Here is a 22,729-nt window from a genome sequence, read left to right on the forward strand (position 1 = left end):
GCGAGTGAACCCCTATCGGCCATCGTGCCGGCAAATCGACCGCTTCGCGTCCCCCGATCGGTGGATGACGCCTAAGATTTGCGATTGGGAAAGGGTCGGTGGGCTGCTAGGCCGCCTCTGGAAATAAAGCTATATCATCCGCGCCGAACCGGACGGGAGTGGGTCATGAAGAAACAGCGCTTTGTTCTGGCCGCCGCTTTGCTTGTCCTGGCGGGATGCGGCCGGACGCCCTTTCCCGTTCTTGAGGCGCAACTTGGCGGCTTGAAAGGCCAGCCTGCGCAGGCGGTGATCAAGAAGTTGGGCGAACCGAATGAGACGTCTGAAAGTGCGGGCGAAAGAGTCTATATCTGGTCGACAAGCGACGGCTCGGCGCTCGCGGGCGATGCGGTCGGTCTCCATTGCACGGTGAAGGTTTTCGTCGACAAGGGCGACAGGGTCGCGCACTACGATTTCAACGGCAATGTCGCAGGCTGTTCGCATTACGCGCATCGGCTCGACAAATCTTACGATCTTTTTCGCTCGACAACCCCGATGCCGCCGACTCCGGGCGCTCCGCCCCCCGCTCCGGCGCCCGCGGCGTAGGCGGTTACGACGACGGCGGGGCCTGAACTTACGCTTGTCATCGCGTCGATCCGTGCCTCGATACTTAGTCCGGCCTATGGATGGGACTCGATTCGACGAGCCGCCGCGAAGATCATCTTGGCAAGGATTGCCAAGATGATTATCTTCTGCGAAATGGTGGGAGACTCGCGATGCCAACCCGAAACGTCAATCTCACGGTCGAGCAGGACGCCTTTGTCGAAGAGGCGGTCAAATCGGGCAAATATCAGAACGCCAGCGAGGCCGTGCGTGACGCCTTGCGCGGGCTGCAACTTCGCCATCAGCAGGACGAGTTGAAGCTCGCGGCGTTGCGAGCCCATGTCGAGGCGGGCGTCGCGGCGCTTGAGCGCGGGGAATTCACGGAAGTCGAGGACGCTGATCTCGACGCGTGGCTCGACGATCTCGCAGCGACCAGCGTGCGCTGAGCTTGGCGCGCACTCGGCTTTCCGATCCAGCCAAGGCCGATATCGCGGCGGTTCTGCGCGTCGGCCAGACGCAACACGGCGCCGAGGCGCGCATTCGTTATCGCGGGCTTCTGACAGCGGCGATGCGGCGGGTCGCGGCTGATCCGCTTGGGCCCTCCACATCGGACCGGAGCGAACTCTCCCCCGGTCTGCGCAGCCTGCATATTCGCCACGCCCGCAACGAAAGCCGCGAGGCGCCCGTGGCCGAACCCGTGCATATCATCTTCTTCCGGGCGACCGAACCGGGTCTCGTCGAAATCGTCCGCGTCCTGCACGAGCGGATGGAGCCGAGCCGGCATGTTGGCGAGATCAAGACGGATCAAAAGCAATAAGGCACTACGGTGATGATGTGTCGCCGTCATTCAGTTCGCGCCAGTCCGAAGGTCATCCGATGCACGCCCATTTCGTTCTCGCCCATCCCGAGCCGCAATCCTTCAACGCCCATCTCGTTCGTTCGGGAGCGGCTGCGCTGGAGGCTGAGGGTTGGACCGTTTCGGTGTCGGACCTCTACGCCATGAGGTTCGATCCCTGCGAGCGCGCCGAATATTACTCCAAGCGCGCGGCGCCCGATCGTTTCGACGTCCAGTCGGAGCAACGTCATGCGAGCGAGACGGGGAGCCTGCCCCAGGCGATTGTCGATGAACTGGCGCTGATGGATCGCGCGGACTTGCTGGTCCTGCAATATCCGATGTGGTGGCACCTGCCGCCCGCGATGTTGAAAGGCTGGTTCGATCGCGTGCTCGCTTACGGCGAGGCCTATACCGGCAAGAAGCGTTGGGAGAACGGCCGCTTTGTCGGCAAACGCGCGATGCTGTCGGTGACCGTCGGCACATCGCGCGAGACCTATGCTTTTGACGGGCGCAGCGGCGACATCGATCTGATACTCTGGCCGGTGAACTTCTCGCTGGCCTATGTCGGCTACGACGTGCTCGCGCCCTTTGTCGCCTATGGCGTCGAGGCGGGATTGCGCTATTCCGATCCGGCGATCATCGAAGCGCGGCTGCGCGCCATCGTCGAAGATTTCCGCGCCGAATTGCCGCGCATGAGCGGGCGCGCGACCCTTCCCTTCAATCGGATGGCGGAATGGGGCGCCGATGGCCGCATCGTACCCGGCGCGCCGGTCCATTCGGCTTTCATCCGCCGGAAGCAAAATCTCGAACTGGAATAGATGCGTCGGCGGAATGGCCGGTTGGGAGCGATCAGGGGACCTGACGTGCTCCGAAAATGACGGCGATGGCGCCACACGTCTACCGAGCTTCCTTAGCGTCGCACACATAATCATAGGCGCCGGAAAAACCCTTCAGGCTGAACAGCGAGCAGCCTGACGCGATCCCCTGGGTGGCGACCGGCGTCGGACACAAAGCGATCTGGCCGTGTTTCAGGAAGACCTCGGTCGCCAAGCTGAAAGACAAGTCGCCGGAGTCCAGATTCCAGAGCATTTGCCGGCGCTGCGGCTTGGCGTCGAAGACGCCGTGGTCGCCGGCAAAGATCCATAGGGAAGCCTTGTCGCCGCCCTTTTTCGACAGGGCATCGGCGTCGAAGCGGGCGTCCGCCTCGCCAAGCGTGACCGAGATTTCAGGCTCGCGACGATCGCAGCGCGTCTTGGATTCATGGTCGATGTTCAATCGGGCGTCATGCGTGTTCGTCGAGGCCGAGGAGGCCGATCGCGTGAGGGCGCCGCCGCCATCGTCGAGATTGTATTTGAGATCCCAATCGCCGGAACGGGCGCCCTTATCATGCTCCATATAGGAAATCACATGGTCGTAATCGATGTCGACGCCGAGCAGGGATTCCGCTTTTGGAACAGGCAGGTCAGGAATGGCCGGCGCCGCGTCCTCGGCGCGCGCCGCGGCGACGAGAGGCACCAGCAGCGCGAGGCTCGCAAGCAGACGCCGGAAAGGGGCGGCGGCCTTGGCCGGCGCAATGGTTCGGACCATGGCGCTCGCTCTCCCTGGCTCGGCGTTCGCCTCATGGGTTTTGTGTCGCTGACGCCATCGAACGGACATCCGGCCAATGGCGGCGCTGTGAGACAATTTGGTCCGAATATTCGTTTCTGGCAAACGGACGGATTACGGCGATGGGCGCCGTCCAGAAGCCCCTGAGCGTTGCAGAGCGGCTCGCGGCGTTGAAAGTCACCGTTTAGCGCTCGCGACGGAATGATGCGGCTTTATGCGATAGTTGATCGCCGTGAATTCGCGCGCTTGATTTCTGCATGCGCCTTTAAAGCTAAGTCTCGCATACGGCGTCACCGTAACCGCGTTCTTCAGTTCGGATAGGGGTAATTGATGGTCGTTGAAACGCGCGGGCTGAAATAAGCGACATCGTTCAGCGAGATGGGCTGCGAAAGCGCGAAACCGATGCCCAGAGGCGTAAAGGCGTAGGACGCCTGACCATAAATGTAGGTGGCGTTGGCCACCGACATCGAGGCGGGAAGCGTGAACGGCGCGCCTTTGACGAGCGCAGTCCCGTTAAAGGCGGCGGTGCTCCAGCTCACGGTCGCGGCGCCGCTGCCATTCGTCTGAATCTCGGCGACGACCATGGAGAGATTCGCATTGCTGTAGGGCGCCATCGTATAGGCTGCGGCGTCGAGGTCCAACGCCATCTGCGACGTCGATAGCTGGCTGTTCTTGGAGACGATGTCGACGATGGTGCGCGCTGTGGCCGTGACTTGCTGCCCGATCGCAAGCGCCTCGCCCGCGATGACGCAAAGCCCGAGCAGCAGCAACATCACCGGCAAGATCAGCGCGAATTCAATCGCCGCGACGCCGCGCGCGTTGCGGGCGAAGGCCCTGACGGGGCGCGGCGCCAAACGAAGATTTTCGACCCTTGCAGCGAAGTTCTGTTTCATTGCGGCTCGTTCTCAAACACGACCGTGGCGGCCAGCAGCAAGCTGCCGTTGGATTGGGTCGAGAAATTGAACAGTGGGGCGGCGACGACGGGCAATTGATACAACACCTGCAACACCATGACCTGGCCATAGGTGCCAGGGTTGTAGCCGAACGTGTTCGTCACGGCCCCGGAGGAATTGTAGGTGAGCGTCGGCGTCGCCGTCGTCACCGAGGAGATCGAAGCCTGCGGCGCCAGATTGATCATCACCTGGCTGCACTGAAAGATGACAGGGAGATTGGCGCAGAGCGCGCTGAGGAATTTCGCCTCCGTGTTGTAGGCTGTGGAACTCGTCTGGCCGGTGAGCACCAGTCGCGCCGCGGTCTCGGTCGCCGACCGCAGTTCGGTCTTCGCGAACCAGACGATCGCGACCTGGACGATGCCGAGTATGACCGAAATGAAAATCGGCGCGATCATGACGAATTCCGTAGCGGTCGTGCCAGCCCGGTCTCGCCATCCGCGCACCCAGAGCGCGCGCGCCCATTTCGCAGCCCTCCGCATGGTCATTGTGTCAATCGCGAGCTCTGCATGGCGAGCTGGAATAAGGTAATGAAGTCGGTCGTCAGATTGTCGCCGACCGCGGCCGTCATGAACAGGCCTGGGCTCGCGCAACCCTGCAGCGTCGGTCCGATGTTGGATTGGAAATTGGCGACGTAATCATCGTACAACCAGAATCCAGCGGTCGGATAGTAGGTCGTATAGAGAATGGCGATTTTGACGCCGTTGTTTTTCATCGTTGTGCAAGCGGATAGCGCGCTGCTGTCCCACGTGGTGATCGACAACTGGTTGCTGACGACGGTGTCTTCCACGCCGTCGGTGACGACGAGCAGAACCTCCTTGGGCGTGGAGCCAGAAGCTCCGGTTCCCGCCGCGGGGATGGCGCTCGCCAACGTCGACATTTCCGTTCCCATCGGCGAAGAGAAGAAACCGACGTTCTGAAAAATCATCGTCGGGCTGACCTGCGAAGCTGTATCGGCATAGGTCCCGCATTTATTGGACCCGCTGGTCGCGCAGGCGCCGCCGTCGGAATAGACGGTGTACAATTGAAGATTGGACGAGTCGTTGGACCAATTGGTCACATATTGCGCAGTGAGAGGCATCACATTGTACAGGCCCTGGGTATAAGGGGAGTCGACCGAATAGACTGAGAATTGATAGGTCGGCTGCGGGCTCATCTCGCCTTGTAAGCTCGAGGCGGTGGAAATCAGAGCGCTGATCGCCGAGGTGACTTCGTCGAACCTGAGCGGGATATTGTTGTTTCTCGCGAGCTGATAATTGTCGATTTGCGGGCAGTTCGACCCGTGCGTGCCGGACTGGCAGGGGTTCCCCTGTACGTCCGACGCAAAGCCAGGCGCGGGATTGTTCGGAGCGGCTTCGTGACACGCGAACGCGCATCCGCCGGAGAGTTGCAGCGGCGTCAGCGTCTGCATCTGCGCGATCCCGGCTTGCGACGCTGGCAACGCCATCGAGCCCTGATTGTCGAGCAGGACGTAGAAATTGGTGTTGGGCGCGTTCGGGCTCGCCGATTCCGCGACCGACTGTCCGCTCACAGGCAGAGTGGGAATGCCGAGCACGCTCGAGAAGATCGTGCTGTAAGTGCCGGTGTAAGTCACGCTCACCGTGCGTATCACATCGCTCGCGTCCATGCTGATCGAGACGTGTGGCTGACCCGCTGCGAACGTGACCCGCGGCAATTGCGACGCCTGCGCGGTGAACATGTTTTGCGCCAACGTCTGAGCCTGCGCCGTTGTCTGTGTCATCGCCGTGCTGGACACCGCCGCCAGCACCGCCTCGTCGGCCATCATGTTGAGCCGGGCCTTCTCGCGCGCGTAAAGGCCATAGTCGACCGCAAATCCGATGCCGAAAATCATGACGGGCAAAGCGAGCGCGAACATGATCGCGACGCTGCCGCGGCGATTTCGCGACCATCGGGCTATGAGGGCTTTGAACACGGAAACCTCTCTCTTCGGATCGGCATCCTCGGGCCCAAACATAAGGCAATTCTTAAGATGCCTGGGAAAAGACGATCTTCCGCAAACTCTGTGATCGATTGGCAAATGAAGCGATAACATCCGGGCGCGTAGGCGTTCGACGCCCGCGCGGCCGTGCATCGCCCTCGCTCACGTGCTCTTCAGAACTGCGCCGCAGAGCGAGATAACGAGATGGTTAAACCATGATGTTGCGGTTGGCGCGAGGCGCGGACGCGGCGCGGCGTGACAAACACAGACGATAAGGCGCGGGCAGCGCCAAGCGAAGGCCGCACATTCGTCCGTGGGCTGCGCTCGTGAAGCCGTCGAGGCGGAGAGCCGCCACGGCCGAAACCGACGCGGGGATTATAGGGACATGATACGCAATCCCCTATCATCGCCGTCCCGCCGCTTTGGGCTTTGGCCCGGGCTTCCCCTTGCGTAGGCTGCGGCCGAGCTTTTGTTCGGCGGCGGCCAGGAAGAGTGCGTCGCCGAGGGGGCGGCCATTGCCGCCGAGGCTCTCGAAGCTGGCCAGTTCGCGCTGCTCGTCCAGCGACATTTCCAGAAGCGCGTCAAAGCGCGGCGCGATGGCGAGAACGGGTCGCACGGCGACGAGCGCGTCGTCGCGTCCTCTCAGATGGGCGCGCACGCTCGACCATTCCCATTCGCGCGGCTTCGCGCAGAGTTTTGCGCGCACCGGGTTGAAGGCGAGGTAGCGAACGGCGTTCAGCATATGAGCCTCGTCCATCGCGACGCAGCCGAACCGGCCCTGAAACAAATGTCCGGTGACGCGCGCGCGGGCGTTGACGAAGGCGGTATAACGCCGGTGCGCCTCGCCGACTGCACGCGACAGCCCATCAAGCGTCGTTGGCGTCAGAATGAGATGGGCGTGGTTGGGCATGAGGCAATAGGCCCAACAGGACACGCCGTTCTTCTCGCACCGCTCGGCGAGCAGATCGCGATACAGCGCATAATCGCCGGGTTCCGTGAACAGCTTCTGCCGCCGGTTGCCGCGTTGCGTGACGTGATGGGGAACGTCGGGAATGACAATGCGGGAAAGACGGGCCATGGCTCAACGCAGCACAAATCGGCAGATTATGCAATGCATATCATGTCACCGTAATACCGTAATACTGGGAGGGGCTTTGGCGCAGCCTGGGGCAAAAACTTGACGCAAGGCGGAATGGTGGTATTCTGATTTTCAGGATATGCGTTGGGGGAGTTCGGAGGAAAATTAAAAAACAGGTTTTTCACTTGCAAGCCGTTGATTTTAAACGTGCGTACTCTTGCAAGATTTGCGGGAAGTTGGAGGGCCGTGAAACTTATCTTGCGATTCTAAGGGGCCGGCTCGACGGTAGTTTGCGTGGACGCGTCGCGGCGCGAGGAAAGGGCCACGCCGCCGAGCCGCCGTCAACCGGCTGCGCCGGTCCTCCGCTGCGCTACGGTCCCTTCGGGATGACTGCGCCTCGTCGGCGTGGCAAGTGGCATCCACGTTGTTTTGGTGATCGAAGCGGCCTCAAAAGGCCGCTCTCGCGCACCAAAACAACATGGCATCCTCGGACAGCCTGCGCTTTGCGCGAGAAGGCGCCCCCTCTAACCCTTCGCCGCCTTCCGCTTGCGCTTGGCCAATGTCCGCAGCCGCAGCGCGTTCAGCTTGATGAAGCCGCTGGCGTCATTGTGGTCATAGGCGACGGCGCCTTCCTCGAAGGTGACGAGGTCCTGGTCGTAGAGGGAATAGGGGCTGTCGCGGCCGATCAGGATGACATTGCCCTTATAAAGCTTCAGCCGCACGCGGCCGGCGACATATTCCTGGCTCTTGTCGATCAGGACCTGCAGCATTTCGCGCTCGGGCGAAAACCAGAAGCCGTTGTAGATCAGCTCGGCGTATTTGGGCATCAGCTCGTCTTTGAGATGGGCCGCGCCGCGATCGAGCGTGATCGATTCAATGCCGCGATGGGCGGCCAGCAGAATGGTGCCGCCCGGCGTCTCATACATGCCGCGCGATTTCATGCCGACGAAGCGGTTCTCGACGAGGTCGAGCCGGCCGATGCCATTGTCATGGCCAAGCTTATTGAGGGCGGTCAGCAAAGCGGCGGGCGACAGTTTCTTGCCGTCGATCGCGACGGGGTCGCCCTTCTCGAATGCGATCTCGACGATGGTCGCCTTGTCCGGCGCCTTTTCGGGATCGAGCGTGCGCGAATAGACGTAATTGGGCACTTCCTCGGCCGGATCCTCCAGCACTTTGCCCTCCGAGGAGATGTGCAGGAGGTTGGCGTCGGTCGAGAAGGGCGCATCGCCGCGCTTGTCCTTGGCGATCGGGATCTGGTTCTTCTCGGCGAAGGCGATCAAAGCGTTGCGCGAGGTGAATTCCCATTCGCGCCAGGGCGCGATCACCTTGATGTCGGGCTCTAGCGCATAGGCGGAAAGCTCGAAGCGCACCTGGTCATTGCCCTTGCCGGTCGAGCCATGGGCGATCGCGTCGGCGCCGACCTGGCGTGCGATTTCGACGAGACGCTTGGCGATCAGCGGCCGCGCGATCGAGGTGCCCAGGAGGTAGAGCCCCTCATATTGCGCATTGGCGCGAAACATCGGGAAGACGTAGTCGCGCACGAATTCCTCGCGCACGTCCTCGATGAAAATGTTCTCCGGCTTGACGCCGAGCAGCTCCGCCTTCTTGCGCGCCGGCTCCAGTTCCTCGCCCTGGCCGAGGTCGGCGGTGAAGGTGACGACTTCGCAGCCATAGGTCGTCTGCAGCCATTTGAGGATGATGGACGTGTCGAGGCCGCCGGAATAGGCGAGGACGACGCGCTTCACTTTGGTCTTGGTCTTGGACATTTCTTTAAGGGCTCTGGTCGGGAGGTTTCGATTGGCGCGCGACTATAGGGAGAGTTCCGCGCCGCGCAACCCCGGTCACGAGGGATCGCGGTTGGGGAAAAGCAGCATCCGCGCGCCCTGCACGATGATCAGCGTGAGCAGCGCGGCGAGCAAAACGTCGGAGAGGTAATGGCCGCCGAACGCCATGCGCAGCAGGCCGGTCAGGGCCCCGAAGGCGAGCGCGCCGGCGATCGCCAAAGCGCGGAACGGCGGCGGGGCGAGGCTGGCGGGCGCGACCATCCAGAAGGCTTCCGACCCTTCGCCCGAAACGAACGAGCAATTGCGCCGGCATTCGCCATCAAAACGATACCAAGGGCGAAACTCAAAAGGGCCGCCAAATTCCCGGGTCTGAATGGGGCGCGGCCGGTGGGCGTGATCCTTGAGGCCGAGATTGACGACAAGGCCGGGCCCGATCGCCATCGTGGCGATGAGAAACGCCAAAGCGCGGCCGCTCGGCGCATAGGGGACGGCGGCGCCAAAGCGGCGCAAGCCGTAGAGGATGGCGAAAGCGGCGAGAACGACGAAAGGCGTGATGTTGAAGAAGGCGCGGGCGGCGCGCTCCCATGAGGTATGGCCGATGAAGCCGCCATCGCCATAGAAAGCGCGCGCGACCTCAAGATCGATCTCAGGCCAGAGCGCGAAGACGGCCGATGTCGCCAGCGTCAAGGCGACGAGGCCGAGGAGAACGATGCGCATGCCCTAGACCCGGTAGATTTGGCCGGTCTGGCGGCCCTCGATGCTGCGGCTGAAGGCGAGCGCCGCCTTGGCGACGGGGACGGGCTCGAAGCCGCGGAAAAACGGGCCATAGCCTTCCATCGATTCCACAAACACGGTCGGGCTGACGACATTGATGCGCAGGCCGCGCGGCAATTCGATCGCGGCGGCGCGGGCGAAAGCCTCGATTGCGCCATTGACCATGCTGGCCGACGACCCCTGCGCGATCGGCTGATCGGCGAGAATGCCGGTGATCAGCGTGATCGAACCGCCATCGCGCAAGGCGTCGCGCGCCGCCAGCGCCAGATTGACCTGCCCCATCAGTTTATTGGCGAGGCCGAGGCCGTAGAGGGAGCCGGCGACGCCGGCCGGCGCGAAGGCGCTGAGGGGCGCAAAATTCACCGCACCGGCGGCGCAGGCGACCGCGTCGAGCGGCCCCGCCGCGGCAAAGGCCGCGACAATGCTGGCGGGATCGGCGATATCGATTCGAATGTCGCCCGATTTGGAGCCCGCCGCGATAATGTCATGGCGGCCGCCAAGCTCGCTGACGATCGCCCGTCCGAGCGTGCCGCTCGCGCCGACGACCAGAATACGCATGCGCTCGTTCTCTGACATTGGCTGGTTCCTGAATATGGCGCGCCGCCGGGTCTGACGATGCTTCGAAGAAGGGGCTACCGCGATGCGCGGCTTGACTCAAGCGCTTGCGCATAGGAGCACCGCCCGCGAGACAGAAATGAAAGCCCCCCATGGCGCCGTCCTATCCCCATAGACTCATCTTCGTGCGCCACGGCCAAACCGCCTACAATGCCGAAAACCGCCTGCAGGGGCAGCGCGACGTGCCCCTCAACGGCAAGGGGCGCGAGCAGGCCGGCGCGGTCGGGCGCTTCCTGCGCGACCATTGGGGCGCGGAATTGGTGCGCCTCGACACTGTCGGCGCCTTCTGGGCTTCGCCTTTGGGACGCACGCGCCAGACGATGGAGCTGGCGCGCGTCGCCATGGGATTGCCGCCGCAGCCTTATCGCGTCGACGCGCGGCTGGAGGAGCTGTCGTTCGGCGACTGGGAAGGCCTGAACTGGGATGAGGTCGAGGCGAGGGATCCCGAGGGGATCAAGGCGCGCCAGGCCAGCAAATGGGGTTTTGCGCCGCCTCACGGCGAGAGCTATGCGGATCTGGTCGAGCGCGTAAAACCCTGGCTTGCCGAGCGCGACGGCGACGCCTTCGTGGTTGCGCATGGCGGCGTCGCGCGCGCTTTCATGGCGATCCTCGCCGGCGTTGCGCCTTCAATCGCCGCAGAAGCCGAGATATGGCAGGGCCGCGCCCTGATTTTCGACAAGGGCGCGTTTTCCTGGGTCGGCTGAGGCGGTGAAGCCTGGCGTTTTGCGTTCGGCGACGGGCAAAAAAAACCGCGAACTCAAGCCTATGAATGGCCTGGAGAACGCGGTTTCTAGATGCGGAAGAGCGCGTTTGACGCGCCGCCCCGACAGACGCCGTTTACTTCGGCGCGACGGGAGCCATCACGTGGTGGTGATGGTGATGGCGATGCCACCGATGATGGTGGTGGCGATGATGGCGCCAATGATGGTGATGGTGATGACGATGGTGGTGATGATGCCTCGGCAATTTCGCGGCTTCTGCGAGAACCGGGGTAAGAAGCAGCGACGCGCCAAGCGTAAGCGCCGCAAGAATCCTGATCATTATAGTCTCCAGATTGCAGCCTGGGGTCAAAGCCCCAGGCCAATGAATGTTTTTTATGGATTAGCTCTTGGGCGCTTCAGCGGGCTTCTCAACCGGCTTCTTCATCATGTGATGGTGCACGACGTGATGATGCACGACGTGATGATGCACCACGACATGACGATGGTGGCGATGATGCATGGGCTTGGGAGCCGGCGCCATTTTGGCGTCAGCAGCGGGAGCCGCAGGGGCGGCGTCGTCGGCAAACGCGAGAGCGGGAGCAAGCATGAGCGCCGAGCCAAGGCCGATCGCCGCAAGAATCTTCATCATTAGTTTTCTCCATGTTGTTTCGGCCTGAGGGCTCAAAGCGTCTGAGGCTGGGCGATTTATGGCGAATCCAAGATGAATTGTTGATGAACGCATCGTCGAAAACAGGCCGCGATCGGCCGCGCCGGCAGCGTCCGACGCATTGAGATCACTGATAAAAACATGGCTGCGACAGCTCCCGCGTCAATTCGGCGGGGAACTTAATATGTCCAAATTCGGGCGATTTGAACAATCAGACCGGCGCATTGCGGTCGCGGCGCGGTTTGACGGCTGCTTTTGGCGTCCCTAATACACAGCCTCCATGTCTCACAACGTTTTCGGCCATCTTTTTCGCGTGACCACCTTTGGCGAGAGTCACGGGGCGGGTATTGGCTGCGTCGTCGACGGCTGCCCGCCGCTGATCGGGCTGGAGGCGTCCGACATTCAGGCGGATCTCGATCGACGCCGGCCGGGAACCTCGCGTTTTACGACCCAGCGCCGCGAGCCGGACGAAGTGAAGATTCTCTCGGGCGTGATGGTCGATGAGCGAATCGGACGCCAGGTGACGACAGGCGCGCCGATCGGCCTGTTCATCGAGAATCTCGACCAGCGCTCCAAAGATTACAGCGATATCAAAGACAAATACCGGCCCGGCCATGCCGATTTCACCTATGAGGCGAAATATGGCGTTCGCGATTATCGCGGCGGCGGACGTTCGTCGGCGCGCGAGACGGCGGCCAGGGTCGCCGCCGGCGCCATCGCGCGCAAAATTGTCCCGGACGTGGCGATTCGCGGCGCGCTGGTGCAGATCGGCAAGCACAAGATCGACCGCGCCAACTGGGACTGGAACGAGGTTCCCCGCAACCCATTTTTCTGCCCGGACGCAAAAGCGGTCGCAGTTTTTGAAGCCTATCTCGACGAAATCAGGAAATCTGGCTCTTCCGTCGGCGCGGTGATCGAGATTGTCGCCGAGGGGGCGCCGGCCGGCTGGGGCGCGCCGATCTATGGCAAGCTCGACAGCGAACTTGCAAGCGCCCTGATGAGCATCAATGCGGTCAAGGGCGTCGAAATCGGCGCGGGCTTTGGCGCCGCCGAACTTTCGGGCGAGGAAAACGCCGACGAAATGCGTGTGGGCAATGACGGGCGGCCAGTTTTTCTCGCCAACCACGCCGGCGGCATATTGGGCGGCATATCGACCGGGCAGCCGATCGTCGCGCGCTTTGCCGTCAAACCGACCTCGTCCATCCTTTCGCCGCGCAAAACCATCACGCGCGATGGCGCGGAGACCGAGATCATGACCAAGGGTCGCCACGACCCTTGCGTCGGCATACGCGCGGTGCCGGTCGGCGAGGCGATGATGGCATGCGTTCTGGCCGACGCCTTCCTGCGTCATCGCGGGCAGGTGGGGTGACGCAGCGCGATTCCTGAATCGTGGATGGGATCATTCGAACCGGCAGGAATCCCGTTCTCGTCAACCCATCGGTTCTTTGGAAGGATTGAGCCATGACGAAGAAATCGACGAGCAAGAGCGGCGCCCGCCATCCCAATTCGCCTAGCGTCCCTGAACCGGATGCAACGCTTGCTCTCGCCTCGACCCGCTCGATCGCGCTGGCGGATGTGGCGACGCGGCGCGAGCACGACATGTTGGGCGAGGTCGACGTCCCCGCCGACGCCTATTGGGGCGTGCATACGCTGCGCGCCGTGGCGAATTTTCCGATCACTGGCGTTTCCATCGGACATTTTCCCGAGCTTGTTCGGGCTCTGGCGTTGGTCAAGCAGGCAGCCGCGCGGGCCAATCGCCGCCTCGGCCAATTGTCCCCCGCCAAAGCAGACGCCATCGACCGAGCCTGCGATCTGATCGCGCTGGAGGGCCGCTTCCTCGACCAATTCGTCGTGGACGCCGTGCAGGGGGGCGCCGGCACCTCCACCAATATGAATGCCAACGAGGTCATCGCCAATGTCGCGCTAGAGCTGATGGGCAAATCGCGCGGCGACTACGCCAGCCTGCATCCCAATGACGACGTCAACATGGCTCAGTCCACCAACGACGCCTATCCGACCGCGCTGCGGCTGGCGATCATTTTCGCGACCGCGCCGCTGGTCAAATCGCTGCAAGAACTCGCTTATGCCTTTAAGGCCAAAGCGGTCGAATTCGCTGACGTTCTCAAGATCGGCCGCACCCAGTTGCAGGACGCCGTGCCGATGACGCTGGGCCAGGAGTTCGACGCCTTTCACGCGACAGTGAAGGAAGATATTGCGCGGATCGGCGAAGCGGCGGCGCTGTTTCGCGAGGTCAATCTGGGCGCCACGGCGATCGGCACCGGCATCAACGCCGACCCCCGCTACGCCTCGCTCGTCGTTGAGGAACTGGCGCGCGCTTCCGGGCAATCGATGGCGCTGGCCTCAAATCTGATCGAGGCGACATCGGACATGGGCGCTTTTGTCCTGTTTTCAGGGGTGCTGAAGCGCGTCGCCGTCAAACTGTCGAAAATCTGCAATGATCTGCGCCTGCTGTCGTCGGGTCCGCGCGCCGGCTTTGGCGAGATCCGTCTCCCCGCGGTGCAGGCGGGCTCATCCATCATGCCGGGCAAGGTCAATCCGGTCATTCCCGAAGTGGTGAGTCAAGTCGCCTATCTCGTGATCGGCCATGATCTGACCGTCACCATGTGCGCCGAGGGCGGGCAATTGCAGCTCAATGCGTTCGAACCGACGATCGGTTATTGCGTCTTGACGTCGCTGCGAACCTTGACAGCCGCGATCGACACCCTGACCCGGCGTTGCATCATGGGGATCGAGGCGGACCGCGAACGCTGCCTTGCTTTGGTCGAGGACAGCATCGGGCTCATCACCGCGCTTGGTCCGGCGCTGGGCTATGAGACCAGTTCCCGCATCGCCAGGCGCGCGCTCGCTGAGCGACGCCGCGTGGCGGATCTGGTGCTGGAAGAGGGCCTTATGACAGAAGCCGAACTGAAGGACGCATTGGGCCTGGAAGCGATGACGCGGCCGGCGCGCATACATACCTCCGCCAAAAAGCTGGTCGCCCAGCCTTCCCCCGGTCCGAATTCGATCAAGACCTGAGGGCGTCGATGGAAGGCCTCACAGCTTCATAAGCGCGGACGGGGAGACCGATGATCGGGGCGGCTTTCCGGACGCCGTCTCGGGCGCCTATTCCGGCATCATTGCGCCAATGGCGCCGACACGCCGATAATTGGGCCGATCGGCGATAGCGCATCGGCGCGTTGCAAGTTCGGCGCGAACAGACTCGATATCGAGCCGTCGAGAAACAGTGCATTGGGACAATTGAGCGCGTCGCGGAACAATCTCGCAAAAGCATAAAATGTGACGGGTTGCTCGGAAATCGCAAAAATAACTAGCCCGCCCTCGCGCACGCCAACACCGTTGCGGATTTTTGCGGACGTGCCAGTGGCGTGGATTTTCGGGTGAATGCGTCCGTCAATCACCAGCATCGGGCCCGATTGCGTCGCATAGCGCGCTTTGGGACCGATGGCGAGGAAGCGCGACGTCTCCATGACGCCGGCCGCGCCGTCGCCGGCATAGAACACGCCATTCGGCTTCAGATGAAAATTGCTCGCGCCGTCGCGCAGGTCGGCTCTGTGCCTTTGCTGACCGTCTTCAATAAACAAGCCGACCGGCGACAGGTCGGTTTCAAACATGCCTCCGTTCATGGCGAAACGAAGCTGGCGCCCTTGCGCCTTGAGCGCGGCCGCAAGAGCGGCGAATCCGCCATAGGATAGGCGATTAGCCCCCTTCCAATAGACCCGGATATCGTCCCGCCGCGCATCGAACGAGCAGACAATATAATTGGCGTCCTCGAAACGCATGGGCGCGCAGGGCGCTGGGGATTGCGCCTGAGCGTACGCCGCGAACGGGCATGCGCATAACAGCAGCGCTGCCGCCAAGAGCAGGCGCGCGCCAATTGTGGGCGCCAAAGATATTGCAAACTGCCTTGCGGAACCCGGCCGCCACAGGACAAGCCTCGCCATAACAAAATCTTTGGGAGCCCCATCGCGAATCGAATTGTCCCGCACCGACCGCGCCCTCGTGCTTTTGACTTCGCGATTCTCGCGCGCGATGAATCTACAACACCTTACCTGGATTCAAAATTCCCTTGGGATCGAGCGTCGATTTGAGCGCCCGCATGACGTCGAGGGCGACCGGATCTTTCGTCTTCTTCAGCAATTCCCGCTTCAATTGACCAATACCATGCTCGGCGGAAATCGAACCATGGAATTGCGCGACAATGTCGTGCACGATCACGTTCACCGCGTTCCATTGCGCCAAAAACGCCGCCTTATCGGCCCCTAAGGGTTGAGAGACGTTGAAATGAATATTGCCGTCGCCGAGATGGCCGAAGGCGACGACGCGCGCGCCTGGCATGAAAGCCTCCACGGCCTCACGCGCGCGCGCCAGGAAATCGGGCGCCGCGCCTATCGGTATGCTGACGTCGTGCTTGATCGAGCCGCCCTCAAGGCCCTGCACCTCAGAGAGGGATTCGCGCAACAACCAGAATGCCTCACGCTGCGCATGGCTCGCCGCAATGCTCGCATCTTCGATCACGCCCTGTTCGAGCGCCGCCTCCAGTATCGAGGACATGGTTTCATCAATGCCCGCCGCCATTTGCGAGGAGATTTCGACGAGCGCATACCATGCGTGGTTGGACCCCAGGGGATCGCGCGACCCATTGGCGTGAGCCAGAACAAAATCGAGTCCAATGCGCGGAATGAGTTCGAAGCTGGTCACGCCGGCGCCGGCAAATTGACGCGCGATATTCAGAAGCTGCAGCGCCTTGACGGGATTGGCGATGCCGATGAACGCGGTCGCTCTAGAGCGCGGATTGGGGAAAAGCTTAAGCGCCGCCGCCGTGATGATTCCCAATGTGCCTTCCGCTCCGATGAACAGATTCTTGAGATCATAGCCGGTATTGTCCTTGCGCAGCTTGCTGAGCCCGTTCATCACGCGCCCGTCCGCCAGCACAACCTCGAGTCCCATCACGAGATCGCGCGCGTTGCCGTAGGCGATGACCGCCACGCCGCCCGCGTTCGTTGATAGATTGCCGCCGATGGTGCACGTCCCCTCGGAGGCGAGCGACAACGGAAACAGCCGATCGGCTTCCTGCGCCGCCGTTTGCGCATTGGCGAGCGTGACGCCTGCTTCCACAATCATCGCATTGGCGCTTGCGTCGATCTCGCGCACGCGATTCATGCGCTGAAGCGACAGAATGACTTCCCCGCCGCTGGAATCGGGCGTCTGCCCGCCCACCAGTCCCGTGTTGCCGCCCTGCGGCACCAGCGGAACGCGTAAATCGTTGCAAAGAGCAACCGCTCGCGCCGTCTCTTGCGTAGAGGCCGGACGAATCAACGCGAGGGCTTTGCCGCGATAAAGTCCGCGCGGTTCAACGAGATGACCGGCGATCACATCCAAATCGCTCACGACATGGGCCGCGCCGACAATCGCCGCGAGCGAAGAGAGAACGTCTTTTGGCTGCGAGGTTTCGCTCATCCCAGAAATCCCTTCGCCCGCAAACCCTTTCGCGGCTTCCCGGCCGGCGGCTTTCTCAAGACGCCGACAATCTCGATATGGGGCGAGAAGCGAAATTGGTCAATCGGCGTAACGGATTCGAGACGATAACCGCCCGCTGCAAGAATGCTGACGTCCCGTGCGAAGGTCGCCGCATTGCAGGAGATGGCGACAATGGTTTGAACGCCGCTCGCTGCAAGCTCACGCGATTGCGCCAATGCGCCGGCGCGAGGCGGATCGAATACGACCGCGTCGAAAGCTTTGAGTTCGTCGCGCCCCAACGGTCGATGGAACAGGTCGCGGACTTCGCACGCGACGCCGCGCAAGCCGGGCGTTGCGCCGGCTGCGCGCGCGAGCGCAGTGAGCGCGGGCCGGTCGACTTCAACGGCGCGCACCTCGTGACGCGCGGCGAGGCGCAGCGCGAAAGCGCCGACGCCGCAGAACAGATCGGCGACACGGCGCGCGCCTTGCACGGCGCTCAGCGCCAATTCCGCGAGAATGCGCTCGCCTTCGAGGGTGGCCTGCAAAAATCCGCCGGGCGGTGGGGAAACGCGCGCCGCGCCCATCAGGATTTCCGGCGTCCGCCGTTCAATGATCGCCTCGCCGTGGTTGGACAGGCGCGCGAGATCCAGCCGGTCTGCCGCGTGGACCAATTTTTGCCGCGCCGAAAACTCGAGCGGGCCGCAGCCTCTGATATCGATGTCGAGCCCGCTCAGTGTCGCGGTAACGCTGATGTCGAGCGGCTTGCCGACGCCTCGCAGACATGCCGCGAGCGCCCGCGCCGCGCCAATCGCCCCCGACATGGGGGGAGCAAGGACTGGACAGGCCTCAATTTCGACGATGCGGTGAGCCCGCGCCTGCATGAAGCCAATCTCGACATGCGCGCCTTCGGTCGCAAATCGTGCGTGAAACGTCGCGCGTCGCCGTCCTTCGCCATGGGCGTCGATCAACGCGCCTAAAGGGGCCTCGATGTGGGCGTCGGCGAGGGCGCCGGCGAGGATTTCCCGTTTCCAACTCGAGTAAAGCGCACGACCGAGATGCTGCGTCGCACAGCCGCCGCAATCGCCAAAATAGGAACAGATCGGCGCGACGCGTTCAGGGCTGGCCTCAAGGATTTCTATAAGTTTGCCTCGTTCCCCCTCCAACCGGGCAAGCACGCGCTCGCGGGGTAGAGCGCCGGGGATATGGGCCGTACCGCGCACCGAGCGCACGAGCCCCTCGCCGCGTTGACCGAGGCTTTCTATCGATAGTTCCAGCATCCGCGCCTCATCCATGACGCGCGCCAAACAGAAACTCCTTAGCGCCATCGCCGCCAAGGATTGGCGAGGGGATGATCCCAAGACTCGACCAGCCGAGTTCTTTCGCACACGCGCAGACAGCGTCGCAGACTTGCCGATGAATGGCGGGATCTTTGACGGCGCCTTTGACGACGTTCTCGCGGCCAGCTTCAAATTGCGGTTTGATCAGCGCGACGAGCCAGGCGCGCTCGGCGGCGAGCGGCAACACATGCGGCAGGACCAGGCGCAGCGAAATGAAACTGACGTCGCATACAATTGCCGCGGGCCGAGTCTCGAACAGTTCGCTCGTGAGTTTGCGCGCATCGAGGCCTTCATGAACAAACACCTGGCTGTTCTCGCGCAGACGCGCGTCGAGCTGGCCGTGGCCGACATCGACGGCGTAAACACGGCGCGCGCCATGCGTTAGGAGCACATCGGTGAAACCACCGGTGGAAGCGCCAATATCGAGACAGTCCAGACCGCTGGGATCAAGGCCGAAGGCGTCGATCGCCGCCTTCAGTTTGACGCCGCCGCGCGAAACCCATGGATGAGGCGCGCGCGCCTGGATAGACGCGCCGGGCGCGATTTCTTCCGAAGGTTTGCGCAAGGGGATTCCGTCAACCGACACGAGCCCCGCTTCGATCGCCGCTCGCGCACGCGCGCGGCTCTGAAAATGGCCAAGTTCGAGCAGGATGACGTCGGCGCGCTTGCGCATGAGCCCAATATTGAGTCGAGGAAGCGAATTTGGCGAGGCCTGTTGCGTCGCCGCCTGTCGCGGATTTGTCGCAAGATGACGCTATTGAACGCCGTCCGCAAGATGCGGCAAAAAAAGAGGAGACGACCATGCCTCACGCCAAGCACGCCGCCGATCATCACGAGCACGCCGCCAAACATCACGAACATGCCGCAGAGCATCATCGCGAAGCCGCCGCTCATGTGGCGGACGGCGATCACGAAGCCGGCGCCCATCACGCGCATCTCGCCCATGCGCATCATAAGCACGCCGAACATCACGCTGGCGAAGCCTCGAAGGCTCATATCGAGCTTCATCACGAGCATGCCGACGCCGACGCTGAGTAAAGCAACGGTCGGATCTCAAGATTCGAACCCTTCTTCCGCTTGCGGAAGAAGGGTTTTTTCTTTCAATCCCTCGCGCCTGGTTTTGTGGCGATGACGAACAGGCGTGGATAAAGGAACAACAGGCCGCCGCCCGGCTCCGCGGGATAGGCGTCGGCAAGTTCTTTCATATAGCGTTCGATGAATTGTTCGCGCTCACATTCGTCGAGTTGATTGAGGAAAGGGCGCAAGCCGCTGCCGCGGAACCAGTCGACGACGGCGCCGACCCCTGGCAACGGATGCACATAAGTCGTCTGCCAGATTTCGACGCGCGCGCTCAATGGCTTCAGCCAGTCGTAATAGTCGGAGTAAATGCCGATCAGGCCGCGCGTCTTGGCGACGGGCACGAGGCGATCGGCCCATGGTCCGTCAGCGGCCACCATGCGCATCAGAGCATGCGATGGTTCCTGCCGATTGTCCGGCATTTGGATCGCCAGGCATCCATCCTCGGCAAGGAACGACATCAGGCGCGGCACGAGTTCGTGATGGTTGGGCAGCCATTGCAACGCCGCATTGGCGAAGATCAAATCCGGCTTGGCCGAAGGCCGCCATCCGCCGATATCGTGCTTCTCAAATGTGACTCCGGGCAATCGCGCCCGCGCGGCGCCGAGCATTTGTTCGGAATTGTCGACGCCGATGATTTGCGCGTCGGGATAGCGCGCAGCCAGAAGCTGGGTGCTCGTGCCGGGGCCGCAACCCAGATCGACGATCCGGCGCGCGTTCGAGCGCACGCGGGCGAGCAGGTCGCGTGCGGGCTGGGTGCGTTCGTCCTCGAATTTGAGATAGAGCGCCGTGTCCCAATCGCTGGCGGCAAGTTCGTCGCGCGCGACGAGGGGTTCTGGATCGGGTTTCGCCATTTCATCCTCACGCAGGTGGGGCGGCGCCAGCACAGGGATGGGCGAGAGGCGTTTGGGGATAGAATGGAGCAAATCGATGGCGTGGGGCATGATCGGAAGATTGAATTTTCTGGCGTCCATATCCGGCGCGCCGTCGCGGGGAAAAGTCATGCGTAGCATGCCGAGCGCCATATAAATATATAAAAAATACAGTTTTTATATATTTATATGGCGCTACAAAGCATGGCCGGAAATTAACTGTGTTATATCAGCCGCTTGTGATCTCTTGCGCCGTCGCGTAGTCGGCAATCTTCGGCCGCCCCTCGGCCTCAGTCCTGACAATCCCATGCAGGAGCATGTCGACATGCGCGTCGATCAGTTCATCGACGGGAATCCACTCGAAGTCCGGATAGGCCAGCCGCAGCGCGACCAGACCATGGATGGCGGCCCAGACGGATTGGGCGGCCGCTAATCCCGTCTTCAGACATCGCAATTTGCCGGCGGCCACGCCTTGCTCGATCCGGGTCTTCAAGGCGTCGAACAAGGCGTCGCCGATGGGGTTGTGCGGGTGCGCGTTGGCCTGCGCCTTCCGGCGACCGTCGCGGAGCATGAAAACGAGACGATATTCGTCCGGATGGTCCAGGCCGAACTTTATGTATTCGCGGAAATTCGAGCGCAGAAAATCAATCGGATCCGAGCATCGGGCATTGACCGCGTCCAACGCGGCGCCAAGCTTACGGAGCGCGGCGTCGACCAAGCGATCCAACATCTCTTCCTTGCTCTTGAAATAAACATAGAGCGCGGTTTGCGAGATGCCGACGCGGGCGGCGATCTGCCGGGTCGTGACATTCTCGACCCCATGCTCGAGAAAGAGGGCGCGCGCGGCGCATAGGATTTCTTCGGGGCGCTCATGGCCGGAGCCGCGCGCCTTCCTGTTCTCCAGAGAGATCACATAGGTCTTGGGCGGGAGTTGTTTGGTGGCCGACTGGTTCATTCATCCCTCCTCAAACTTTGCTTCAGCTCCCTCGCATGGCGTTCTTATCGAGTGGGCGAGACGAACAATGATTGCCGCACTAGTCAATGCTCAACGTTTTTTGTCAATTTTCGATCCCATCGTCCGCGAAAAACGCCGCCGACAGGCTTGAAACGCAGAGCAAGAGGCGCCGTGGGGCGCCTCTCGAAGCATGAGTGCAACTGTATTCGTTCGAATTCGGTCAGCGACCGCCGAACGTATCCAGTTGCTGGCTGACCGGGGCCGCGTTCTTCAGCGCGCCGTTGCCGTTCTGCACCAAGTTGCTGGGCCCCTCGCCGGTGAAAGCGGAGCGTCCTTCGGTCAAAGCGGTGAAAGCGGGGGCGCCCGCCGTCTGGTTGATTACGGCGTAGGGCGAAGACGTCGGGCGGTCGAGGACCGACTGCGCATGAGCGCCGACGGCGCCGAGCGCCAGGAAAAGGCCCGTACTTCCGAGCAGGATGAGTTTACGCATGATAGTTTCCTTTTTTTCTTTCGTTCTATGATCGATGATCTATGTGTGTCGATCAGTGTTCACTGAACATATGCAGTGACAAGAATCATTCAAGAGGGGCGCCAATCATTTCACGAGCGCCGCCTCTAAGGAGAAATATCGATTAAGAAACAAATAGTTGGCATCGATGCGATCATGGCGCGGACAGCCGCCTAATAATAGATCGCCCCGCGCGTTCCGCCTCCGGCCGCGATCACATCTCCGTTAATGGCGATTGACCTCGGCGAGGCGAGAAAGGCGACCACATCGGCGATGTCCTCGGCCGTGATCAATTTGCCGACCAGATTCATGGCGGCCATCTGCTTCTCGATTTCGGCGGCGGCCACGCCCTGCGCCGCCGCCCGCCGCGCGACCACGTCGGGCGTCTTTTCCGTGCGTGTGAGGCCGGGATGCACGCATACGGCCGTAATGCCTTTAGGTCCAAGTTCCTCGGCGAGGTTTTTAGTCAGCGCCGCCACGCTGATATTGCGAATCGAGCCAATGATGCTGCCGGTCGCGCGCGCCGCCAGTCCGCTGATGTTGATGATGCGTCCGCTCCCCTGCGCCGCCATTGGTCCCGCGACCTCGCGGGCGGTGCGGATATAGCCCATCACTTTGACATTGACGTCGGCCCATAAATCCTCGGTCGTGATTTCGGCCAGCGCCGGCGGCTTGGCCTGTCCGGCCGGCTGCGCCGCGCAGTTCACCAGAATGTCGACGCGCCCATAGGTCGCCAGCGCCGCCGCGACCATCGCCTTCACTGAGGCGTCGTCGCCCGTATCGGCGGCGATCGCCTTGACCGCGCGTCCGGTCCGCCGCGCGATATCGGCGCCCGCCTCGTCGAGCGCCGCCTTCCCGCGCGCGACAATGGCGATTTCGGCGCCTTCGCGCGCGAGCTGTAGCGCGATCGCCTTGCCGATGCCGCGGCTGCCGCCGGTGACGATCGCAACCTTGCCCGTCAGATTGAGGTCCATG

At 62.2% G+C, this 22,729-nt stretch carries 25 protein-coding genes; 9 read left to right on the forward strand and 16 right to left on the reverse strand.

Going from position 1 to position 22,729, the window contains the following annotated elements:
• Positions 1-165 precede the first annotated feature (165 nt).
• The 4 genes from GSQ90_RS06755 to GSQ90_RS06770 all read left to right on the forward strand — a co-directional run bounded on the left by GSQ90_RS06755 (position 166) and on the right by GSQ90_RS06770 (position 2,232).
• Positions 166-582, forward strand: coding sequence for a hypothetical protein (locus GSQ90_RS06755; RefSeq protein WP_158813992.1), 417 nt, complete (start codon positions 166-168; stop codon positions 580-582).
• Positions 583-752: 170 nt separating this feature from the next.
• Positions 753-1,025: a type II toxin-antitoxin system ParD family antitoxin gene (locus tag GSQ90_RS06760; protein WP_158813993.1), complete on the forward strand. Its 273-nt coding sequence runs from the start codon at positions 753-755 to the stop codon at positions 1,023-1,025.
• A 2-nt stretch (positions 1,026-1,027) separates the two neighbouring features.
• A complete protein-coding gene (locus GSQ90_RS06765; protein WP_158813994.1) occupies positions 1,028-1,396 on the forward strand; it encodes a type II toxin-antitoxin system RelE/ParE family toxin in 369 nt (122 codons plus the stop codon).
• Positions 1,397-1,455: 59 nt separating this feature from the next.
• Complete coding sequence (locus GSQ90_RS06770; RefSeq protein WP_158813995.1) at positions 1,456-2,232, forward strand: NAD(P)H-dependent oxidoreductase; 777 nt, start codon at positions 1,456-1,458, stop codon at positions 2,230-2,232.
• A gap of 79 nt (positions 2,233-2,311) precedes the next feature.
• Here the strand turns inward: GSQ90_RS06770 and GSQ90_RS06775 are convergent, their stop codons facing one another.
• The 8 genes from GSQ90_RS06775 to GSQ90_RS06810 form a co-directional block, all read right to left on the reverse strand.
• Positions 2,312-3,001 carry a hypothetical protein gene (locus GSQ90_RS06775; RefSeq protein WP_158813996.1) on the reverse strand — a complete coding sequence of 230 codons (690 nt, stop codon included), beginning with the start codon at positions 2,999-3,001 and terminating at the stop codon, positions 2,312-2,314.
• 326 nt (positions 3,002-3,327) lie between these two features.
• Entirely contained in the window at positions 3,328-3,912 is a 585-nt protein-coding gene (locus GSQ90_RS06780) for a TadE/TadG family type IV pilus assembly protein (RefSeq protein ID WP_158813997.1), read from the reverse strand.
• Positions 3,909-4,457: a TadE/TadG family type IV pilus assembly protein gene (locus GSQ90_RS06785; RefSeq protein WP_158813998.1), complete on the reverse strand. Its 549-nt coding sequence runs from the start codon at positions 4,455-4,457 to the stop codon at positions 3,909-3,911. The genes GSQ90_RS06780 and GSQ90_RS06785 overlap by 4 nt, the downstream gene beginning before the upstream one ends.
• Complete coding sequence (locus GSQ90_RS06790; protein WP_158813999.1) at positions 4,454-5,902, reverse strand: TadE/TadG family type IV pilus assembly protein; 1,449 nt, start codon at positions 5,900-5,902, stop codon at positions 4,454-4,456. The genes GSQ90_RS06785 and GSQ90_RS06790 overlap by 4 nt, the downstream gene beginning before the upstream one ends.
• A gap of 409 nt (positions 5,903-6,311) precedes the next feature.
• On the reverse strand, positions 6,312-6,986 hold the full coding sequence (locus GSQ90_RS06795) for a transposase (RefSeq protein WP_158814000.1): 675 nt from the start codon (positions 6,984-6,986) through the stop codon (positions 6,312-6,314).
• Between the two features lie 524 nt (positions 6,987-7,510).
• Positions 7,511-8,752, reverse strand: a complete 1,242-nt coding sequence (locus tag GSQ90_RS06800; protein WP_158814001.1) for an argininosuccinate synthase — start codon at positions 8,750-8,752, stop codon at positions 7,511-7,513.
• A gap of 75 nt (positions 8,753-8,827) precedes the next feature.
• Entirely contained in the window at positions 8,828-9,487 is a 660-nt protein-coding gene (locus tag GSQ90_RS06805) for a phosphatase PAP2 family protein (protein ID WP_158814002.1), read from the reverse strand.
• Positions 9,488-9,490: 3 nt separating this feature from the next.
• Complete coding sequence (locus GSQ90_RS06810) at positions 9,491-10,120, reverse strand: short chain dehydrogenase (protein ID WP_210254834.1); 630 nt, start codon at positions 10,118-10,120, stop codon at positions 9,491-9,493.
• A 131-nt stretch (positions 10,121-10,251) separates the two neighbouring features.
• On the opposite strand from GSQ90_RS06810, the gene GSQ90_RS06815 reads away from it, so the two are divergent.
• The 4 genes from GSQ90_RS06815 to GSQ90_RS06830 all read left to right on the forward strand — a co-directional run bounded on the left by GSQ90_RS06815 (position 10,252) and on the right by GSQ90_RS06830 (position 14,563).
• A complete protein-coding gene (locus GSQ90_RS06815) occupies positions 10,252-10,863 on the forward strand; it encodes a histidine phosphatase family protein (RefSeq protein ID WP_158814003.1) in 612 nt (203 codons plus the stop codon).
• 19 nt (positions 10,864-10,882) lie between these two features.
• Positions 10,883-11,512 (forward strand): hypothetical protein, encoded by a 630-nt coding sequence (locus GSQ90_RS06820; protein WP_158814004.1) that lies wholly within the window; start codon positions 10,883-10,885, stop codon positions 11,510-11,512.
• Between the two features lie 295 nt (positions 11,513-11,807).
• The gene (gene aroC / locus GSQ90_RS06825) at positions 11,808-12,896 is read left to right on the forward strand and encodes a chorismate synthase (RefSeq protein ID WP_158814005.1); all 1,089 of its coding nucleotides are present in this window, start codon (positions 11,808-11,810) and stop codon (positions 12,894-12,896) included.
• 92 nt (positions 12,897-12,988) lie between these two features.
• Positions 12,989-14,563 carry an aspartate ammonia-lyase gene (locus tag GSQ90_RS06830; protein WP_158814006.1) on the forward strand — a complete coding sequence of 525 codons (1,575 nt, stop codon included), beginning with the start codon at positions 12,989-12,991 and terminating at the stop codon, positions 14,561-14,563.
• A gap of 98 nt (positions 14,564-14,661) precedes the next feature.
• Here GSQ90_RS06830 and GSQ90_RS06835 read toward each other — a convergent pair whose 3' ends face one another.
• From GSQ90_RS06835 to GSQ90_RS06850, 4 genes are all read right to left on the reverse strand, one after another.
• Positions 14,662-15,327, reverse strand: coding sequence for a phosphodiester glycosidase family protein (locus tag GSQ90_RS06835; protein WP_246731435.1), 666 nt, complete (start codon positions 15,325-15,327; stop codon positions 14,662-14,664).
• 256 nt (positions 15,328-15,583) lie between these two features.
• A complete protein-coding gene (locus GSQ90_RS06840; RefSeq protein ID WP_158814008.1) occupies positions 15,584-17,005 on the reverse strand; it encodes an FAD-binding oxidoreductase in 1,422 nt (473 codons plus the stop codon).
• Positions 17,002-18,282, reverse strand: a complete 1,281-nt coding sequence (locus tag GSQ90_RS06845; RefSeq protein ID WP_174247449.1) for a class I SAM-dependent RNA methyltransferase — start codon at positions 18,280-18,282, stop codon at positions 17,002-17,004. Before GSQ90_RS06845 ends, GSQ90_RS06840 begins: the two co-directional genes overlap by 4 nt.
• Before the next feature lie 7 nt (positions 18,283-18,289).
• Positions 18,290-19,015 (reverse strand): TlyA family RNA methyltransferase, encoded by a 726-nt coding sequence (locus GSQ90_RS06850; RefSeq protein WP_174247450.1) that lies wholly within the window; start codon positions 19,013-19,015, stop codon positions 18,290-18,292.
• Between the two features lie 128 nt (positions 19,016-19,143).
• Between GSQ90_RS06850 and GSQ90_RS06855 the strand changes: the two genes are divergently transcribed.
• Entirely contained in the window at positions 19,144-19,380 is a 237-nt protein-coding gene (locus tag GSQ90_RS06855) for a hypothetical protein (RefSeq protein ID WP_158814009.1), read from the forward strand.
• Positions 19,381-19,442: 62 nt separating this feature from the next.
• Here the strand turns inward: GSQ90_RS06855 and tam are convergent, their stop codons facing one another.
• From tam to GSQ90_RS06875, 4 genes are all read right to left on the reverse strand, one after another.
• Entirely contained in the window at positions 19,443-20,273 is an 831-nt protein-coding gene (tam, locus tag GSQ90_RS06860) for a trans-aconitate 2-methyltransferase (protein WP_158814272.1), read from the reverse strand.
• Between the two features lie 247 nt (positions 20,274-20,520).
• The gene (locus GSQ90_RS06865) at positions 20,521-21,246 is read right to left on the reverse strand and encodes a TetR/AcrR family transcriptional regulator (RefSeq protein WP_158814010.1); all 726 of its coding nucleotides are present in this window, start codon (positions 21,244-21,246) and stop codon (positions 20,521-20,523) included.
• Between the two features lie 220 nt (positions 21,247-21,466).
• Positions 21,467-21,736 (reverse strand): hypothetical protein, encoded by a 270-nt coding sequence (locus tag GSQ90_RS06870; protein WP_158814011.1) that lies wholly within the window; start codon positions 21,734-21,736, stop codon positions 21,467-21,469.
• A 191-nt stretch (positions 21,737-21,927) separates the two neighbouring features.
• Positions 21,928-22,728: an SDR family NAD(P)-dependent oxidoreductase gene (locus tag GSQ90_RS06875; RefSeq protein WP_158814012.1), complete on the reverse strand. Its 801-nt coding sequence runs from the start codon at positions 22,726-22,728 to the stop codon at positions 21,928-21,930.
• Position 22,729 lies beyond the last annotated feature (1 nt).

The sequence above is a fragment of the Methylocapsa sp. S129 genome (assembly GCF_009765995.1).
Classification (GTDB): domain Bacteria; phylum Pseudomonadota; class Alphaproteobacteria; order Rhizobiales; family Beijerinckiaceae; genus Roseiarcus.

What these genes read in the sequence shown, in the direction of transcription:
- GSQ90_RS06785 (WP_158813998.1), bottom strand. Translation starts at nt 4,457, where the DNA reads ATGACCATGCGGAGGGCTGCGAAATGGGCGCGCGCGCTCTGGGTGCGC.
- GSQ90_RS06830 (WP_158814006.1), top strand. Translation starts at nt 12,989, where the DNA reads ATGACGAAGAAATCGACGAGCAAGAGCGGCGCCCGCCATCCCAATTCG.
- GSQ90_RS06815 (WP_158814003.1), top strand. Translation starts at nt 10,252, where the DNA reads ATGGCGCCGTCCTATCCCCATAGACTCATCTTCGTGCGCCACGGCCAA.
- GSQ90_RS06775 (WP_158813996.1), bottom strand. Translation starts at nt 3,001, where the DNA reads ATGGTCCGAACCATTGCGCCGGCCAAGGCCGCCGCCCCTTTCCGGCGT.
- GSQ90_RS06780 (WP_158813997.1), bottom strand. Translation starts at nt 3,912, where the DNA reads ATGAAACAGAACTTCGCTGCAAGGGTCGAAAATCTTCGTTTGGCGCCG.
- GSQ90_RS06805 (WP_158814002.1), bottom strand. Translation starts at nt 9,487, where the DNA reads ATGCGCATCGTTCTCCTCGGCCTCGTCGCCTTGACGCTGGCGACATCG.
- aroC (WP_158814005.1), top strand. Translation starts at nt 11,808, where the DNA reads ATGTCTCACAACGTTTTCGGCCATCTTTTTCGCGTGACCACCTTTGGC.
- GSQ90_RS06865 (WP_158814010.1), bottom strand. Translation starts at nt 21,246, where the DNA reads ATGAACCAGTCGGCCACCAAACAACTCCCGCCCAAGACCTATGTGATC.
- GSQ90_RS06795 (WP_158814000.1), bottom strand. Translation starts at nt 6,986, where the DNA reads ATGGCCCGTCTTTCCCGCATTGTCATTCCCGACGTTCCCCATCACGTC.
- GSQ90_RS06755 (WP_158813992.1), top strand. Translation starts at nt 166, where the DNA reads ATGAAGAAACAGCGCTTTGTTCTGGCCGCCGCTTTGCTTGTCCTGGCG.
- tam (WP_158814272.1), bottom strand. Translation starts at nt 20,273, where the DNA reads ATGGCGAAACCCGATCCAGAACCCCTCGTCGCGCGCGACGAACTTGCC.
- GSQ90_RS06845 (WP_174247449.1), bottom strand. Translation starts at nt 18,282, where the DNA reads ATGCTGGAACTATCGATAGAAAGCCTCGGTCAACGCGGCGAGGGGCTC.
- GSQ90_RS06850 (WP_174247450.1), bottom strand. Translation starts at nt 19,015, where the DNA reads ATGCGCAAGCGCGCCGACGTCATCCTGCTCGAACTTGGCCATTTTCAG.
- GSQ90_RS06800 (WP_158814001.1), bottom strand. Translation starts at nt 8,752, where the DNA reads ATGTCCAAGACCAAGACCAAAGTGAAGCGCGTCGTCCTCGCCTATTCC.
- GSQ90_RS06835 (WP_246731435.1), bottom strand. Translation starts at nt 15,327, where the DNA reads ATGCGTTTCGAGGACGCCAATTATATTGTCTGCTCGTTCGATGCGCGG.
- GSQ90_RS06855 (WP_158814009.1), top strand. Translation starts at nt 19,144, where the DNA reads ATGCCTCACGCCAAGCACGCCGCCGATCATCACGAGCACGCCGCCAAA.
- GSQ90_RS06770 (WP_158813995.1), top strand. Translation starts at nt 1,456, where the DNA reads ATGCACGCCCATTTCGTTCTCGCCCATCCCGAGCCGCAATCCTTCAAC.
- GSQ90_RS06760 (WP_158813993.1), top strand. Translation starts at nt 753, where the DNA reads ATGCCAACCCGAAACGTCAATCTCACGGTCGAGCAGGACGCCTTTGTC.
- GSQ90_RS06840 (WP_158814008.1), bottom strand. Translation starts at nt 17,005, where the DNA reads ATGAGCGAAACCTCGCAGCCAAAAGACGTTCTCTCTTCGCTCGCGGCG.
- GSQ90_RS06875 (WP_158814012.1), bottom strand. Translation starts at nt 22,728, where the DNA reads ATGGACCTCAATCTGACGGGCAAGGTTGCGATCGTCACCGGCGGCAGC.
- GSQ90_RS06870 (WP_158814011.1), bottom strand. Translation starts at nt 21,736, where the DNA reads ATGCGTAAACTCATCCTGCTCGGAAGTACGGGCCTTTTCCTGGCGCTC.
- GSQ90_RS06810 (WP_210254834.1), bottom strand. Translation starts at nt 10,120, where the DNA reads ATGTCAGAGAACGAGCGCATGCGTATTCTGGTCGTCGGCGCGAGCGGC.